Annotated in this window: 16 protein-coding genes and 1 pseudogene; 6 read left to right on the forward strand and 11 right to left on the reverse strand. The window is 47.3% G+C overall.

Annotated elements, in window-relative coordinates:
- Positions 1 to 8 precede the first annotated feature (8 nt).
- A complete protein-coding gene (locus AYY17_RS15415; RefSeq protein WP_067424974.1) occupies positions 9 to 881 on the reverse strand; it encodes an NmrA family NAD(P)-binding protein in 873 nt (290 codons plus the stop codon).
- A gap of 140 nt (positions 882 to 1,021) precedes the next feature.
- On the opposite strand from AYY17_RS15415, the gene AYY17_RS15420 reads away from it, so the two are divergent.
- Complete coding sequence (locus AYY17_RS15420; RefSeq protein WP_067424977.1) at positions 1,022 to 1,576, forward strand: dihydrofolate reductase family protein; 555 nt, start codon at positions 1,022 to 1,024, stop codon at positions 1,574 to 1,576.
- On the opposite strand, the gene AYY17_RS15425 is transcribed toward AYY17_RS15420, so the two are convergent.
- The 4 genes from AYY17_RS15425 to AYY17_RS15440 form a co-directional block, all read right to left on the reverse strand.
- Positions 1,558 to 2,325: a class I SAM-dependent methyltransferase gene (locus AYY17_RS15425; protein ID WP_067424979.1), complete on the reverse strand. Its 768-nt coding sequence runs from the start codon at positions 2,323 to 2,325 to the stop codon at positions 1,558 to 1,560. The genes AYY17_RS15420 and AYY17_RS15425 overlap by 19 nt on opposite strands.
- Positions 2,326 to 2,407: 82 nt before the next feature.
- The gene (locus AYY17_RS15430; RefSeq protein ID WP_067424982.1) at positions 2,408 to 3,598 is read right to left on the reverse strand and encodes an MFS transporter; all 1,191 of its coding nucleotides are present in this window, start codon (positions 3,596 to 3,598) and stop codon (positions 2,408 to 2,410) included.
- 103 nt (positions 3,599 to 3,701) lie between these two features.
- Positions 3,702 to 4,124, reverse strand: coding sequence for a MerR family transcriptional regulator (locus tag AYY17_RS15435; RefSeq protein ID WP_067424985.1), 423 nt, complete (start codon positions 4,122 to 4,124; stop codon positions 3,702 to 3,704).
- Positions 4,121 to 4,837 (reverse strand): GNAT family N-acetyltransferase, encoded by a 717-nt coding sequence (locus AYY17_RS15440; protein WP_067424988.1) that lies wholly within the window; start codon positions 4,835 to 4,837, stop codon positions 4,121 to 4,123. Before AYY17_RS15440 ends, AYY17_RS15435 begins: the two co-directional genes overlap by 4 nt.
- A gap of 304 nt (positions 4,838 to 5,141) precedes the next feature.
- Here AYY17_RS15440 and AYY17_RS15445 point away from each other — a divergent pair, with 304 nt between their 5' ends.
- The 3 genes and pseudogenes from AYY17_RS15445 (at position 5,142) to AYY17_RS15455 (ending at position 7,938) form a co-directional block, all read left to right on the forward strand.
- Positions 5,142 to 6,197 carry a FecCD family ABC transporter permease gene (locus AYY17_RS15445; protein WP_328585543.1) on the forward strand — a complete coding sequence of 352 codons (1,056 nt, stop codon included), beginning with the start codon at positions 5,142 to 5,144 and terminating at the stop codon, positions 6,195 to 6,197.
- A 2-nt stretch (positions 6,198 to 6,199) separates the two neighbouring features.
- Positions 6,200 to 6,941 (forward strand): annotated as a pseudogene (locus tag AYY17_RS15450) (ABC transporter ATP-binding protein).
- 52 nt (positions 6,942 to 6,993) lie between these two features.
- A complete protein-coding gene (locus AYY17_RS15455; protein WP_235845408.1) occupies positions 6,994 to 7,938 on the forward strand; it encodes an ABC transporter substrate-binding protein in 945 nt (314 codons plus the stop codon).
- Positions 7,939 to 7,946: 8 nt separating this feature from the next.
- On the opposite strand, the gene AYY17_RS21625 is transcribed toward AYY17_RS15455, so the two are convergent.
- The 4 genes from AYY17_RS21625 to AYY17_RS15475 all read right to left on the reverse strand — a co-directional run bounded on the left by AYY17_RS21625 (position 7,947) and on the right by AYY17_RS15475 (position 10,551).
- Positions 7,947 to 8,429, reverse strand: coding sequence for an AzlD domain-containing protein (locus tag AYY17_RS21625; protein WP_156656723.1), 483 nt, complete (start codon positions 8,427 to 8,429; stop codon positions 7,947 to 7,949).
- Positions 8,426 to 9,133, reverse strand: a complete 708-nt coding sequence (locus AYY17_RS15465) for an AzlC family ABC transporter permease (protein ID WP_067424997.1) — start codon at positions 9,131 to 9,133, stop codon at positions 8,426 to 8,428. The genes AYY17_RS21625 and AYY17_RS15465 overlap by 4 nt, the downstream gene beginning before the upstream one ends.
- 76 nt (positions 9,134 to 9,209) lie before the next feature.
- Entirely contained in the window at positions 9,210 to 10,058 is an 849-nt protein-coding gene (locus AYY17_RS15470) for an AraC family transcriptional regulator (RefSeq protein ID WP_067425000.1), read from the reverse strand.
- 88 nt (positions 10,059 to 10,146) lie between these two features.
- Positions 10,147 to 10,551, reverse strand: a complete 405-nt coding sequence (locus tag AYY17_RS15475) for an NUDIX hydrolase (RefSeq protein ID WP_067425003.1) — start codon at positions 10,549 to 10,551, stop codon at positions 10,147 to 10,149.
- A gap of 214 nt (positions 10,552 to 10,765) precedes the next feature.
- Between AYY17_RS15475 and AYY17_RS15480 the strand changes: the two genes are divergently transcribed.
- Positions 10,766 to 11,944: an MFS transporter gene (locus AYY17_RS15480; protein WP_067425128.1), complete on the forward strand. Its 1,179-nt coding sequence runs from the start codon at positions 10,766 to 10,768 to the stop codon at positions 11,942 to 11,944.
- Here the strand turns inward: AYY17_RS15480 and AYY17_RS15485 are convergent.
- The gene (locus AYY17_RS15485) at positions 11,941 to 12,849 is read right to left on the reverse strand and encodes a LysR family transcriptional regulator (protein WP_067425006.1); all 909 of its coding nucleotides are present in this window, start codon (positions 12,847 to 12,849) and stop codon (positions 11,941 to 11,943) included. The genes AYY17_RS15480 and AYY17_RS15485 overlap by 4 nt on opposite strands.
- A 105-nt stretch (positions 12,850 to 12,954) precedes the next feature.
- Here AYY17_RS15485 and AYY17_RS15490 point away from each other — a divergent pair, with 105 nt between their 5' ends.
- Complete coding sequence (locus AYY17_RS15490; RefSeq protein WP_067425008.1) at positions 12,955 to 13,797, forward strand: PhzF family phenazine biosynthesis protein; 843 nt, start codon at positions 12,955 to 12,957, stop codon at positions 13,795 to 13,797.
- Positions 13,798 to 13,844: 47 nt separating this feature from the next.
- On the opposite strand, the gene AYY17_RS15495 is transcribed toward AYY17_RS15490, so the two are convergent.
- Positions 13,845 to 14,456, reverse strand: coding sequence for a TetR/AcrR family transcriptional regulator (locus AYY17_RS15495; protein WP_067425011.1), 612 nt, complete (start codon positions 14,454 to 14,456; stop codon positions 13,845 to 13,847).
- Positions 14,457 to 14,547: the final 91 nt, after the last annotated feature.

A 14,547-nucleotide genomic window follows, 5' to 3' on the forward strand; every position in this document is an offset into this window, starting at 1 on the left:
GTCTCCGGTTACCGGAAATGGTGTTGATATTTAAGAATAAAGTCTGTCACAGACATTGGCTTTTTGCCGGTGATCGCCGTGAAATTATCAAATGTGGTTCCCGCTCCCGGAATACGGAATTCGCTGAATGCCACATAGTGATCATAAATACTTTTCATATACGCCGGTTCCAACTGCTGCTTTTCGGCAAACTCACGGAATATTACCGGAGACAGCGCCTGATAGCGATACGGTTTCCCGGTAACATTGCTGATAACAGCGGCAATCTCATGATGGTTTTTTGCATCATAGCCCAGGCGGTACACGCGGTTGCGGTGCTGTTCCGGTGCCCGTAAACAGGCCGCCGCCACTTCTGCCACATCTTCACAGGCAACCCAGCTCAGTGTTGCATCGCCGAAATAATCGCTTAATATACCGGGCGTACCCGTATTATCACCCTGATATCCCAGCAAATTTTGCATATAGGATTCCGGTCGCAGATGGGTGAAATCAAATCCTGCCCATTCAATATAGCGCTCAACTAACTGATGCCAAGCCCAGTGCGCTACGCGGGTATTATCATCACCGCAGGCGCCGAGGTGAACAATATGGCGCACACCGGATTTTTTCGCTTCATCCGTAAATACCTTGCTCTGCTCCAGCATGGCAAGCGTATAACCGGTCATCATAAAAACAGTGTCAACACCCGCCAGCGCCGGCAATATTGAATCCGGATCATCATAATCGAAATAACGGACCGGCAGACCACTGTCAGCGAGCACCTGCGGGTCACGGGCGGCGAGGATAACATTCAGCCCGGTGCTTTCCCGCAGGCGCTGTGTCAGAAATTTTCCGACCTGCCCGGTTGCCCCGGTGATCAGTACTGTGCGTGTTGTGGTCATTATTATTCAGTCCGTTTTTGATCATATGATTGACGACAACCATATCAGTCCGCTAAGCTGTGTAAAGATATTCTACAGTGTAGAATGCCAGTAAAGCACAATCTATATCCTTTTATTAATTAACTATTAAGGTGCTAATCATGCGCAATATTATTTATATCGCGACCAGCCTCGACGGTTATATTGCCGATGCGCAGGATAAACTGGACTGGTTGTTTGCTGTGCCGAACCCTGAGCAGGATGATATGGGATTTTCGGCATTTATGCAGGGCATTGACGCGGTAGTGATGGGGCGCAAAACCTTTGAGACCGTGTGCAATTTTGATGGTGCCTGGCCGTATGATAAACCGGTTTTTGTCTTATCCCGCTCAGTGACGGAACTGCCGGAAAAACTCACCGGTCATGGCGTACAATTAATGCAGGGGGATATTAATGAGGTGCTGAATACTATCCGGAGTGCGGGTTATCAGACGCTGTATATTGATGGCGGAACGGCGGCACAGCAGTGCCTGGCGGCAGATTTAATTGATGAAATGGTGATCACGACAGTGCCGGTTCTGTTAGGCGGCGGCAAACCACTGTTCGGAACACTGACTGAACCGCTGAAATTTATTCATATCAAAACAGAGCGCTATTTTGAGTATATGGTCAAAAATACCTGGTACCGGCAACGGGATCAGGCCGCGCAGGTCTGAGTATGTCCCGGGTGGCATAGCTCAAATACCATTTCCGGTGAACCGGGCTGAAAAGGGCTGTGTTGCCAGTCACCACAGACACGGCTGATTGTCAGTCCGCTGTATTCAACGGCATCACAGATCTCCGCAAAAGACGGGAAAGCAATATCAGATACAGCACTGAATATCTGTCCGTTTTCACCCATCTGATAAAAAGTACTGTAACGGATAAAGCCGTCATGCTCGGTGACATCATTCCAGGAAATGATGTCACCGAATTCATCACTGATGCGCGTTTCACGGGTCTGTTCCGGCGTCCATTCACGCCACTCTTCAGTCTGCGGATTGCGGCTGTCAAACAGCACAATACCGTCCGGGCTTAAATGGCGCTGAATTGTCTGTAGTGCAATGCGTTGTTCACGGGTCAGAAAGACCTGGAACGCGTGGCCGGATAAAATAATCAGGTCAAAGGTGATATCCAAATCAAGGTTTTCTGCTGAACTGCATACCCAGCGGACGCTATCTGTTTTCTGCTGTGCGATAGCCAGCATTGCCTGCGCCGGATCGGCTCCGGCGAGGGTTTTATGCGGATAGGCTGCTGCAATTGCTGCCATCAGTGTACCTGTGCCGCAACCCAGATCCAAAATACGCGCGGCACTTGCCGCACGGGCGAGATAAACATCAAAATCGGCCCGCCATTCGTTATCCATATCATAAAACCGCGCCAGATCCGGATCCCAGTAAAGGGCGTCATCATATTGGTTTGTCATCAGATTTTGTCCTTTTGTTATGATTTAGGTGATCCGGATGATACATAGCGCGGATACTATAACAAATTTACAGCGGATGAACTCATAACCCAGCGGCCTTGGCAGGTATTTCATTCATACTGCGGCGCAGCACTATCATCACAAGAACAATACTGCATCCGACCGCCAGCCCGATAGCATTGACGTAATACCAACCCGCATAATAAAACGCAACACCTCCCAGCAGGCTGCCGAGTGCGCCAAAACTAAAGATAAGAAAGTCGGTTGCGCCCTGGATTTTTGCCCGCTCATTTCCGCGATAGGTGCGCGGCAGCAGTTGTGTGGTACTGATCAGAATAAAGTTCCAGGCCAGCCCCAGAGTGGTCATGGCAATCAGGAAGTGGGCATAACTGTTACCGGCAAGGCTGATCAGATTAGTAATGAGCAGGCAGACCGCGCCCAGCCGGACAAATAATGTCACCCCGAAACGGCTGATGAGGTGCCCGGTAAAGAAAGAGGGCGCAAACATACCCAGAATGTGGCACTGGAAAACAAAGGCAATGGCGGGAAATTCAAAACCCTGCGCTTTCATAGCCAGCGGAAACGCGCCGATCATATAAACAACAAGGGCATAACCGACGGCACTGACAACCGCGATCAGCATCAGTAATGGCTGGGAATAGAGCTGACGATACGGGCGGTTTGGCGGTGCATCTGTTACCCGCAGGGCATGTTGTGGTTTAAGCGGTAAATACAGCAACAGGGCAAACGCCAGAACATAAATAATACTCAGCGCCCAAAACGTTCCTGCAAACGGATAGGCTGCAACCAGTGTGCGGGTTGACATCGCGAGTGTCGGACCAATCAGTACCGCAACAATACCGCCGCTCATAACCAGCCCGATAGCTTTTGCCCGCAGTGCGGCCGGGGCTTCTTCCAGCGCGGCAAAGCGATATTGTTGTGCGGTACCGATAGCAATACCGGTAAAGAACGTGCCGACAGAAAAAAGAGTCATACTCTGTGCATAAATACCGGCTATCGCCAGCAGAGCGCCAATTAATCCCCCGATATTGCCGAGGATAAACCCCGGGCGGCGACCCGCACGCATCATAAAATGCGCCATCGGGACAGAGGCAAAAATCAGCCCGATATATTGCGCCAGCAGCGGCACGGTGGCGTAAGCCGGATCGTCTGCCAGTTGTGAGCCGATTAATACCGCCACAGAGAGAACCAGTGCATTACCGGTGGTAAACAGGGCTAAAGCAGCAGCCAGCCAGAAAACAGAACGGGGCATAGTAATTCCTTATTATTCAATCACGTAGGTTAAGATGTGAGTGAGTAATGCAACAAGATGGAAATCAGTATGCCGGATGATACAACTTCAAGTTAACTTTAAGTCAAGAGGGGTTTTTGATCATTTTTTCTCTGTTATTTTTCAGGCTGACGGCCAGGATTTTCCGGAAATTCGGACACTCCAGGTGATTTTCAGCCGGACACTGTTCAATATGCAGCAATCCTTGTTTCAGTTTTTGCAGTTCCTGTATTTTATCGTCAATTTCGGCGACCTTAGCTTTAATTGCGGTCCGTTCAATACCTTTTTCCGGTAATTCCCTGAGCATCACCGCGATTTCATCCAGCGAAAAATGGCCCTGTTTTGCCAGTATGATCAGAGAGAGCCGGGTCAGTACCTCCGGCTCATAAATACGGGTCAAACCTTTACGCCCGGCGGGCGTAATCAGTCCTTTGCTCTCATAATAACGAATGGTTGCCGCTGTCAGGCCGGTCAGTTGTGCAACCCGCCCGATATTGAGTAATTTCATGCCTGTCCTGTCAGTTTACGGAGTGAGGCGAGTGAACGGATCTGTTTTTCGTCTGCGGTAAAATTATCCGGAGATAACCATGCCTGCATCGCCTGATCAACATCCGGCCACTCTGCATCAATAATGGAAAACCACTCGGTATCGCGGTTACAGCCTTTGACCACACGCGCCTGACGGAAACACCCTTCATACTGAAAACCAAGACGCAGCGCCGCGCGGCGGGAGGGTTCATTCAGACTGTCGCATTTCCACTCATAACGGCGGTAATTCAGGGTATCAAACACATATTTCATCAGCAGCCAGTGGGCTTCCGTGGACATCACCGTGCCGCTCAGTAACGGGGAAAAATGCACATGTCCGACTTCGGTTACGCCATTTTGACTGTCTGTCCGCAGCAGGGAGAACAACCCGATAGCTTTGCCGGTTTCTTTACTGATGATGGTAAAAAACAGCGGATCGGTCAGTTGCGCATTTTTTTCAATTCGTGCTGTATATTCAGAGAGATCACGCGGCGGCCCATCCGGCAGCCAGGTCCAGTAACGTCCGTCGGGTGCAAGGGAAAATGCCTGATATAAATCCGTTGCATGTGCCGGAACCAAAGGTTCAATACGGCAATGTTCACCTTCTGCACTAATCCGTTCAGGGTAAGGGCGTCCTGACCAATCCGGTATGGAATCGCCGACAGGTTGTCCGAATGTGTTTAACCGGCTCATTTTTTTCTCCGCTGTGTATCTGTTTTTTGTACTGTAATATGCCGGGCAGGAAGAAGAAAGATCCAGTTTATTTAAATAGCAGGGATCCGGTACCAAATTGATATTTTATTCTGTGGTAATCAAATACAGAACATGGAATGGCTGTGTTAATGGCTTATTTTATGAAATGTACTCAGGGGGAGTACATAACAACATGTCATTATAATTTATTATCGAATATAATGATTAATCAATACGTTACTCTTATGCTGACAACGTGTTATGTTAATGTTTCACTAAATACAGGCTGATATATATGAGGGATATGGTAAGTGATATAAACAGGGTAAATAAAAAGAAATGTCAGTATCAGGGTATTTTACAGTTCCTTTTTTACCTCTTTATTTTACTCGCTGTCATGTTTTTCTCACTGTTTTATGGCAGTGTCAATATGGAATTCCATCAAAAACTGACAACTGTCCTTAAAATAGTCACCGGTGGAATAAACAGCGGGGATTTATTGCCGTATGAAACCATTATTTATAATATCCGGTTACCCCGGATAATTCTTGTTGCTGTCACCGGTGCATCATTATCACTGGTCGGTATTCTGATGCAGACCATTACCCGTAATGAACTGGCGGATCCTTATATTCTCGGCGTTTCTTCCGGCGCTAGTGCGGGGGCTGTTTCCGCGATTGTGCTGGGATTGTTCTCTTCGGTTTCACCTTATAATATCTATATTGGTGCTTTCGCAGGGGGATTGGTTTCTACCTCCATTATTGTGTTATTTAACTTTAAAAAAAGTAACATGACAAACCTGGTGCTTATCGGGATAGGGATCTCCAGTCTTTTCTCTGCAATAACAACTGCGATTATTTATTTATCGAAAAATGAAAGTCAGGTGAAAAGTGCAATGTTCTGGATGCTGGGCAGTTTTTCGGGTATCAAATGGTCCTATATCTGGCTCCCGTTTGTTGCTATGCTGGTCGTACTGATATTCTGTCTTTTATTCAGTAATATCCTTGATACACTATTATTAGGTGCGGATGCGTCACAACAATTAGGTATTAATGTTGGTGCAATTAAATTATGTATCATCATTCTGTCTTCTTTTGTGGTTTCCATTATTGTTGCAAATGTCGGTGTTATTGCATTTATCGGACTGATTATCCCGCATATTGTCAGGAACCTTATTTCGGTTAAACATTTTAAATTATCCCTCTATTCCTGTCTGATCGGCGGCGTGTTCCTGGTTATTATCGACACTATATCCCGGAGCTGGTTTAAACCGGAGGAGATCCCGGTCGGGATCCTCACGTCTTTGATTGGTGCGCCGTTGTTTGTTTATATTATTATCAAAGGAAACAGGAGCCGATAACAGTGAGTACTGTTGATGTTACTGACCTGAACTATAACGGGATACTAAAAGAGATTTCGTTATCATTTTCCGGTAAACATATTATTGGTATTGTCGGACCTAATGGGTCAGGAAAAACAACTTTACTGAGGCATATTTACCGCGATGTAAAAACAAAAAAAAACGGTCTTTATTGATAAGAAAGATATTGCTGAATTTTCGATAAAATCGCTTGCCCGTAATATATCAGTACTGACCCAGTTTAATGATCAGGTCGAAGGAAAACTGACCATTGAAGAGATAGCTGTGATGGGCAGAATGCCGTATAAAAAACATTATGTTGATTACAGCCGTAACGATTTTATGATTGCAGACCGCTATATGGCATTATTTGGTCTGCAAGCAATGAAGCATAAAGAGTATCACGACCTGTCCGGTGGTGAAAAACAGCGGGTTATGCTGGCGAAATGTTTTTCACAGGAAACCGATATCATGATCCTCGATGAGCCGACAAACCATCTGGATGTCAGGTATAAAGTTGAGGTAATGAAAGCATTAGCGGCGTCAGATGCGACGGTTATAATGACAATTCACGATATTAATTTAGCCGCAAAATATTGCCGGTATCTTATTATGATGAAAGACGGCGAAATATATGCACAGGGAACGCCTGCGCAGGTATTTACCAAAGAATGCCTGTTTGATGTATTTGGTGTGGAATTTACCATATTACCGGTCGGCGACCGTGTGGCTATATTTTTATAGCCTGATTTTATTACCGGTTTTATAAGATATTATTGTCACTCAAGAGGGAATGATGAAAAAATTATTATTGGGTACGTTTATTGTCTCCGCACTATGTTCATTACCGGCACACGCGGCACCGGTTCAGTTTGATGCAAATCTGGACGGCAATGAATATCATTTTAAGCTGGAGAAACACCCGCAGCGCATTGTTTCTCTCAGCCAGATCACCACTGAAATGTTACTGGTGCTGGGGTTAGGTGATCGCATGGTGGGAACAGCCTTTCTGGAAGAGCCTATTTATCCGCCGGTAAAAGAGGCCTATGATAAAATTCCGGTGCTGGCAGAAAAATGGCCCTCTTATGAAGTATTTATGTCGGTCTCTCCTGATTTTTCCACGGGATGGGCAAATTCGTATTCTAAATTAGCACTGGAAGCCAATAAAATTGTGCCGGAAGGCATTTCTGTTTATATTCCTGAATCAATGACTTCTTCATCTGCGGATGTTAATACTTATTTTAATGATCTGCTGAAGTTTGGTGAGATTTTTGGTGTTGAAGACAATGCACAAAAATATGTTGCATCCGAAAAAGAAAAATTAAAATCAGTTGTCAGCCATATTGATAAATACCCTGAGAAAACCGCGTTTATTTTTGACTCACAGGATGGCAAGCCGTATACCTTTTTTGAGGGATATACGACGGAAATGCTGAAGTTAATTTCAGTAAAAAATATTTTTGCCGGAAAAGGTATTAAGAAAACCTGGGCTGTTGGTAACTGGGAAGATGTGATTATGTCTGATCCACAAGTTATCATTATTCCTGTTTACAAAGGCTTCCGTAATGATGATGATTATGACCAGAAAGTCGCGTTTCTTGAATCTATGCCGGAAATGCAGGGCGTCAGCGCGATAAAAAATAAAAATTATATAAAAGTGAATTTATCTGAGCTTGTTCCCGGACCCCGTTCTATTGATATTTTGCCGGCACTGGCAAAAGAAATACACGAAAAACATTAATTTTGTGTTTATTCAGCACCGGTAAAGCCCGGTGCTGAAATATAGCGGGTATATACTCTAAATAATTCGGGATGCGTGTAGGCGAGAAGCTCCGATTGCCGGGGAGCATACATTAGTATGTGACCCGGCGGGCGTAGTGCAGTCAACACCCACGCATCCTGAAGTATGACGAGTATAATTAAAACAGATAAATCAGTGAATAAAAAAAAAGTCAGTGTCAGAACAACAGTCAGCAAGGTATTTTTAATTAATCGCGCAGATATTATACAAAACAGTGTTCCCCATAAATACGGATTATCATTTATCTCCCGGAACTGTTGCTCTTCCAATAACACAATTGGCGCACAAATAGCCACCAGCAGGCAGGGCGCGGAGTAAGTCAGCGCCTGTTGCACAAAGACAGGCAGGCGCAAGGGCAGCCCCGGGATCAGAAAAATAAAGCGCAGCGAAAAAACCATCACTGTCAGTATCAGAATTAGTCCCCAGCTCATTTTACATCCCCCCATTTGCGACCCAGAAAGACAGCAATCAGCATGGCGCTGACACCGGCTAGCACTGTGCCGCCCTGAATGCCCTGGCGGGTCAGGAAAATAGTCAGCGCAAAAGAGATAATTGCACCGGTTAATGCACTTTTTGATTTAATCAGCGGCACAACAATAGCCAGTAATGTTGCAACCACGGAAAAATCCAGCTTTAGCTGACTCAGGTCACTGATGCTGTGCGCCAGCACAATTCCGAGCACACTGACCAGCACCCAGACCAGGTAAAAACTGAGCCCGGCACCGAAAAGATACGCAAAACTCAACTGTCTGCGCCCGGCAACACTGACGGCAAAGAGTTCATCTGTCAGTAAAAACCCGATCCCCGCGTGCTGCACCGGGGTAAACGAACGCACATGCGGGCGCAGTGTCAGCCCGTAAAGCAGGTGCTGCGAGGTGATAAAAAAGACGGACACAATAATCGTGATAATCCCGGCACCGCTGTTGAGCAACCCGAGCGTCACAAGCTGGGCGGCACCGGCAAACATCATGGCAGACATCGCCACACTTTGTGCAAAGGTCAGCCCGCTGTCCACCGCCATTGATCCGGCAAGGATTGCCCAGGGAACCACGGCGAGATTCAGCGGGGTCATGTGCAGTGCGCCGGTAAAAAAATCTTTCAGAGGTGATACAGGTAAATCAGCGGTTATCGTCATAGTGAGCCATCCGTCAACATGAAACAGTAGCGGATACTCTGGCATCAGAGGGGGCGGGAAGATTGTATAAAATTGCTCAGCGGGTGAGGCGGTTATGGATAAATTTACCGGGTGAAATACCCATTGCCCGCTTGAAATGGCGGGTAAAATGGCTTTGGTCAGTAAATCCGCACTGAACGGAGATATCTGCCGGGCGACCGCCGTCAATCAGTAACTGACGTGCTTTGCGCAGGCGTGCCTGGATAAGCCAGGCATGAGGCGGCATGCCGTAGCGCTGACGAAACTGGCGCAAAAAGTACCACGGACTGAGGTTTGCGAGTGCGGCAAGGTCATCCAGCGCGTAATCAGTCTCCGGTTGGCTGTTCATCATATCCGCGATATATTGCAGGCGCTGACCGGCAGGGGTTATTTCAACACGGGAAAAATTTGTTTTATTATAACGGGTTATCAGCCATGCGAGAGTAGAGAGCAACAAGGATCCTTTGAGCAGGCGGTTATCCGGTTTGAGCAGTAAATCAAACAGCAGCCGCAGTTGTGCGGACAACCCCGGGTCATGTACCACGGCGCTGGTAAACCAGGGAACAAAGCGCTGGTCTGTGGTTTTCAGATCACGCATCAGGGTGTCCAGCATGTCCGGTGTCGGGTAAATCGCCCGGTAAGCCCAGCCGGTTTCCAGGGCGGAAGAGCCGGTGTGGATCTCATCGGAATTCACCAGAATGATGTCTCCGGCCGGGGCATAGTGATTACTGCCGGTGCGGAAGAACTGCTGTACGCCATCTTCAATCACACCAATACAAAAACCTTCATGGGTATGGCGGCTGAATTTTTGCTGATGATAGCGTGCCGAGAGCATACTCAGACCATAAAAATCGTCCAGGTGAAAATAATCCGCTGTTTCCCGGCGCTCCGGCTGTTTGTCATGCATAAAAATAGACCTGTATTTATACCTTTATTTATTCAAACAGCAGACTCGTTGTCTGTCTTGTACAAAATTGCGCATCTGCAGTAAGAATTCAATTAATTAATTTACGTGCGCAGAGGTCTTTGATGATCAGCGCGGCAACCAGAGAGCAGCGGGGCAGGTCACGGCTGTCGAGCCAGGCCAGTTCAGCGATTTCAGCCGCCGGTTTCAGTTCACCGGTAAATTCAGCCTGAAAACAACGGATGCGCACTTGCGTGCCGTCCTGCTTGCCATCCGCCTGCCCGGTAAAATCACCGTAAAAAGAGATAGTGTCCGGTATCAGGGTAACAGTCAGCTCTTCATCAATTTCACGGCAGAGTGCCTGTTCATCGGTTTCACCAGCCTCACGTTTACCGCCCGGGGCATAAAACAGCGTTTTATTGTGTGAGCGCACCATCGCGACTTTGCCGTCTTTCAGAGTGATCAGTGCCAGCTTATCGATCATTTTAGGTGTCATAGTCAGTCCTTAATCGCTTATATGAATGAATCCGTTTGATTCATTATGACACTGTGGCGTGCATACAGTGTCAACTTTTTCTCTACTGACAGTTTCCGCCGATGCACTTCCGTCAACGGCTTATCTTTGGCAGGATACGCACAGGATATATCCGCTCTATTCATTCACTTTATTTATGTCAGGGTCATTCATCATGCACCCTGCGGGTATCTCTATGCAAAATAAAACTATGCTGATTCTGATGTCATTATCTCTTGCTGTCTTTGGCGTGATCACAACAGAGGTCGCCGTTATTGGTTTGTTGCCGCAACTGACGGCGCAATTACATATCAGCGCGCCGCAAGTTGGTTTTTTAGTGAGTATTTATGCGGTTGTTGTTGCGGTGACCGGACCGGCTATCACTCTGTTGCTCGGGCGCTATAACCGCAAAACCGTTTTATTGGTTATTATGACAATTTTTGCTGTCTCTAATACCGCTTATGCCATTACGCATCAATATAATGTCATTCTATTTTTCAGGATGTTACCGGCACTGACGCATGCTGTTTTTTTCGCTATTGCTCTGGTTGTTGCTGCCAATTCTGTACCTGCCGCCCGTTCAGCACATGCGGTTGCAATCGTCTTTTCCGGTGTTGCGGTCGGAATGGTTCTGGGCATGCCTCTCAGTGCATTTATTGCAGAAATATTTACGCTGAGTGCAGCATTTTGGTTCGGTACACTGACAAGTGTGGTTGCATTTGCCGGTATTGCCCTGTTTGTTCCTTCATTACCGGTCACTAAACCATTAAAAATCCGTGATCAGTTGATTATTTTACAGAACAAGGATGTTTGGCTGAGTATTGCCGCGGTGACATTGATTTTTTCCGCAATGTTTGCAGGATTCAGTTATATTGCGGATTATCTCGTCACAATCGGCCATTTTCCCAATAATATTACGAGTGGTTTACTGGTGATATTCGGTATCAGCGGTTATGTCGGTAATTTTATTTTCAGTCGCTGCTTACAAAAAAATGTCATAAAAACAACATTATTGTATCCGTTGCTATTTGTGCTGATTTACCTGGCCGTCTGGTTGGGTGGATCCTCTCAGTGGCTGATGATATTGCTGGTTGTATTTTGGGGGATACTGCATACATCCGGATTAATTGTCAGTCAGACCTGGCTGCTGCGTGACGCAGGATCTGCGCCTGAATTTGCCAATAGTCTGTATATCGCTTTCTCAAACCTCGGTATAACATTGGGCGCTATGGCCGGCGGATGGGTGATACGCCATTATGGTGTTCATGCCATTGTCTGGGCAGGGATTGCGTTTGCATTACCTGCTTTTATTACGGTATATCTGAAAGTACGGCGGCAGATGGCTTCCCCCGTGCTGATATATCGTGCCGATTAATCAAAATCACCGTTTTTTGCTGCAGCAATCAGGGCATCAGCAACAAAACGGGTTTTTGCCGGTAATTGTGTATTTTTGAGCCAGATAACATGTATTGGTATCTGAGCCCCTTCTGATGCCGGCAGTACCCGGCATAATAAACCATCACGTAAATAATCGCCGGCCATCCATAACGGTAACTGAGCTATGCCGTGTCCGTTCAGTACCGTTGACAGCATCGCATCACCGTCTGCCAGCTCATAAAATGGCGGCGGAATAATGCGCTGTGGTTTTTCTTCACAGTACAGAGGCCAGTAAAACGGCTGATCCTGACGAAATCCGACAATACAGCGGTGCTGAGCCAGCGCGTCAATAGTCTCAGGTTCGCCATATTGTGCCAGATACTCAGGTGCGGCACATAACACCAGCGTCTGGGAGGTCAGGCGCCGTGCAATCAAATGGCTGCTATTTGCCAGCTCTCCGATCCGGATAGCCAGGTCAGCACCTTCCTCCGCGAGATCGATATAGCGTTCCCGGAAGGAAATACTCATCATTAATTGTGGATAGCGGGACATCAGTCCGTCCAGAACCGGCATTACCCGGCGACGGCCAAAGGCGGCGGGTAAATCAATACGCAGTCTTCCGCTCAGGGTGGTTTGTTGTTTACTGATATCATCTTCTGCCTCACTAAGTATATTCAGGGCTGCCAGACAGTGTTGCAAATAACGCTCGCCGGAAATAGTCAGTGTAATGCGCCGGTTTCCCCGCTGAAACAAACTGACACCCAGAGCGGATTCCAGCAAAATGAGACGTTTGCTGACAGCCGATTTTGTTATGCCCAGTTTATCGGCTGCTGCTGTGAAACTGCCGGATTGAGCGGCAGCAACAAACGCAGTGATCCCTGAGAAAGAATCATTTTTTTGCATAATTAATTATCACTATCGTTATTAAAACAGTACATCATAATGTATTTTTGAGGTAAAAATCAGTGTACTGCTAACTGACTAAGAAATGCCATAAGGATAATTATTTTGAATACCAAACCCCATCGTTTTCACCAGGTTGATGTTTTCTCTGCGGTGCCGTTATTGGGCAATGCGCTGGCGGTCGTTGTTGATGCCGATGATTTGACGGATGAGGATATGCTGCGCTTTTCCCGCTGGACAAATCTGAGTGAAACCACCTTTTTGCTCAAACCGACAAATCCGCAGGCTGATTACCGGGTGCGGATTTTCACCCCGGACGGCGAACTGCCGTTTGCCGGACATCCGACACTGGGCTCTTGCTATGTCTGGCGGGAGACGCAGTCGTTTCAGGAAAAACGCACGATTATCCAGGAGTGCGGTGTGGGGTTAGTGTCTATCCGTCAGCAGGATGAAAAGCTGGCATTTGCCGCGCCAAAATTATTGCGTGGCGGGGATGTGGAGCCTGAAAGACTGGCTCATATTATCAGTGCGCTGGGATTAACGCAGGCGGATGTCGTGCGTTCCGCATGGGTGGATAACGGGCCGGGCTGGATAGGTCTGCAACTGACCAGCGTTGAACGTGTGCTGGCGGTTAAGCCGGATTACTCCCGTCTGAATGGTTATGACATTGGTATTTGCGCTCTGTATGACGATCAGAATGGTCCGGTACAACTGGAAGTGCGCGCATTTTGTTGCTCTCTGGTGGAGGAAGATCCTGTCACCGGCAGTCTGAATGCGTCACTGGCACAATGGCTGATTGGCAACGGCACCTTGCCGGAAAAATACACAGCTAATCAGGGACGGGCGCTCAGCCGTGACGGGCAGATTTTTCTGAGCAAAGAGGGCGCTGATGTGTGGGTTGCCGGTGATGTGGTCTCCGTTATCACCGGGCAAATGTCTTTGCGCTGATCTTCTTTAAATAATTCCCGCTGAATAAATCGCGGCGGGGATTATTATCACTCATCTGTTTTCAGTGCCATGCGAAGCACGTATTGCCCTGCCTCTGTCATCGCGGCCAGTTGCTCCGCACTTTCCCCCGCGCGGGCGCGCAGAGAAATACTGTGCAGAAAGGCGGTCAGCGTTTTTGCCAGTAATGAGGCGCTTTCCGGCTCCTTCAGGGCTGTTTTATTCTCATTCAGACAGGTCAGGAGCATCTTTTCCTGGGTGGCTATCACCTCCTGCAACCGGGCTTTGATCAAAGGATTATGTGTTTCTGCGACAGCAGTCGACAAAACCATACACCCGGGTAAACCCTCTTCGCCGGTATAAAGTGTTACGGTTGCCTGCAAATAGCGGCTCAGCCTCAGATAAAGCGGTTCACCCTCACTGCGGGGAGCCAGTGCTGCGCTGTAATGCTGTTGTGCTATCTCACCAAACCTGTCCATCGCCAACTGATACAGCCGTTCTTTATTGCCGAATGCGGCATAAAGACTGGGTTTTTTCATCGCGGTTTCTGCCGCCAGCTCATCAATTGAGGTAGCGGCGTACCCTTTGCGCCAAAACTGCGCCATGATTTTATCCAGCGCAACTGCACTGTCATAATTCCGGGGTCTGCCTTTTTGCGCCATATATAGTTACCGTTTTATTTTTTACTGATTAGTATAAAAATAGTTTACATCATTGTACCGTATGTATTATTTTACTAAATAGTAATTAATT

Origin of the sequence: Morganella psychrotolerans, from assembly GCF_001676055.1 — a bacterium.
Taxonomy (GTDB): domain Bacteria; phylum Pseudomonadota; class Gammaproteobacteria; order Enterobacterales; family Enterobacteriaceae; genus Morganella; species Morganella psychrotolerans_B.

Bases quoted from the DNA above. Each gene is read 5' to 3' on its own strand.
- AYY17_RS15425 (WP_067424979.1), bottom strand. From the start codon at position 2,325: ATGACAAACCAATATGATGACGCCCTTTACTGGGATCCGGATCTGGCG.
- AYY17_RS15480 (WP_067425128.1), top strand. From the start codon at position 10,766: ATGCAAAATAAAACTATGCTGATTCTGATGTCATTATCTCTTGCTGTC.
- AYY17_RS15455 (WP_235845408.1), top strand. From the start codon at position 6,994: ATGAAAAAATTATTATTGGGTACGTTTATTGTCTCCGCACTATGTTCA.
- AYY17_RS15485 (WP_067425006.1), bottom strand. From the start codon at position 12,849: ATGCAAAAAAATGATTCTTTCTCAGGGATCACTGCGTTTGTTGCTGCC.
- AYY17_RS15445 (WP_328585543.1), top strand. From the start codon at position 5,142: ATGGTAAGTGATATAAACAGGGTAAATAAAAAGAAATGTCAGTATCAG.
- AYY17_RS21625 (WP_156656723.1), bottom strand. From the start codon at position 8,429: ATGAGCTGGGGACTAATTCTGATACTGACAGTGATGGTTTTTTCGCTG.
- AYY17_RS15430 (WP_067424982.1), bottom strand. From the start codon at position 3,598: ATGCCCCGTTCTGTTTTCTGGCTGGCTGCTGCTTTAGCCCTGTTTACC.
- AYY17_RS15420 (WP_067424977.1), top strand. From the start codon at position 1,022: ATGCGCAATATTATTTATATCGCGACCAGCCTCGACGGTTATATTGCC.
- AYY17_RS15440 (WP_067424988.1), bottom strand. From the start codon at position 4,837: ATGAGCCGGTTAAACACATTCGGACAACCTGTCGGCGATTCCATACCG.
- AYY17_RS15495 (WP_067425011.1), bottom strand. From the start codon at position 14,456: ATGGCGCAAAAAGGCAGACCCCGGAATTATGACAGTGCAGTTGCGCTG.
- AYY17_RS15470 (WP_067425000.1), bottom strand. From the start codon at position 10,058: ATGCATGACAAACAGCCGGAGCGCCGGGAAACAGCGGATTATTTTCAC.
- AYY17_RS15475 (WP_067425003.1), bottom strand. From the start codon at position 10,551: ATGACACCTAAAATGATCGATAAGCTGGCACTGATCACTCTGAAAGAC.
- AYY17_RS15435 (WP_067424985.1), bottom strand. From the start codon at position 4,124: ATGAAATTACTCAATATCGGGCGGGTTGCACAACTGACCGGCCTGACA.
- AYY17_RS15415 (WP_067424974.1), bottom strand. From the start codon at position 881: ATGACCACAACACGCACAGTACTGATCACCGGGGCAACCGGGCAGGTC.
- AYY17_RS15465 (WP_067424997.1), bottom strand. From the start codon at position 9,133: ATGACGATAACCGCTGATTTACCTGTATCACCTCTGAAAGATTTTTTT.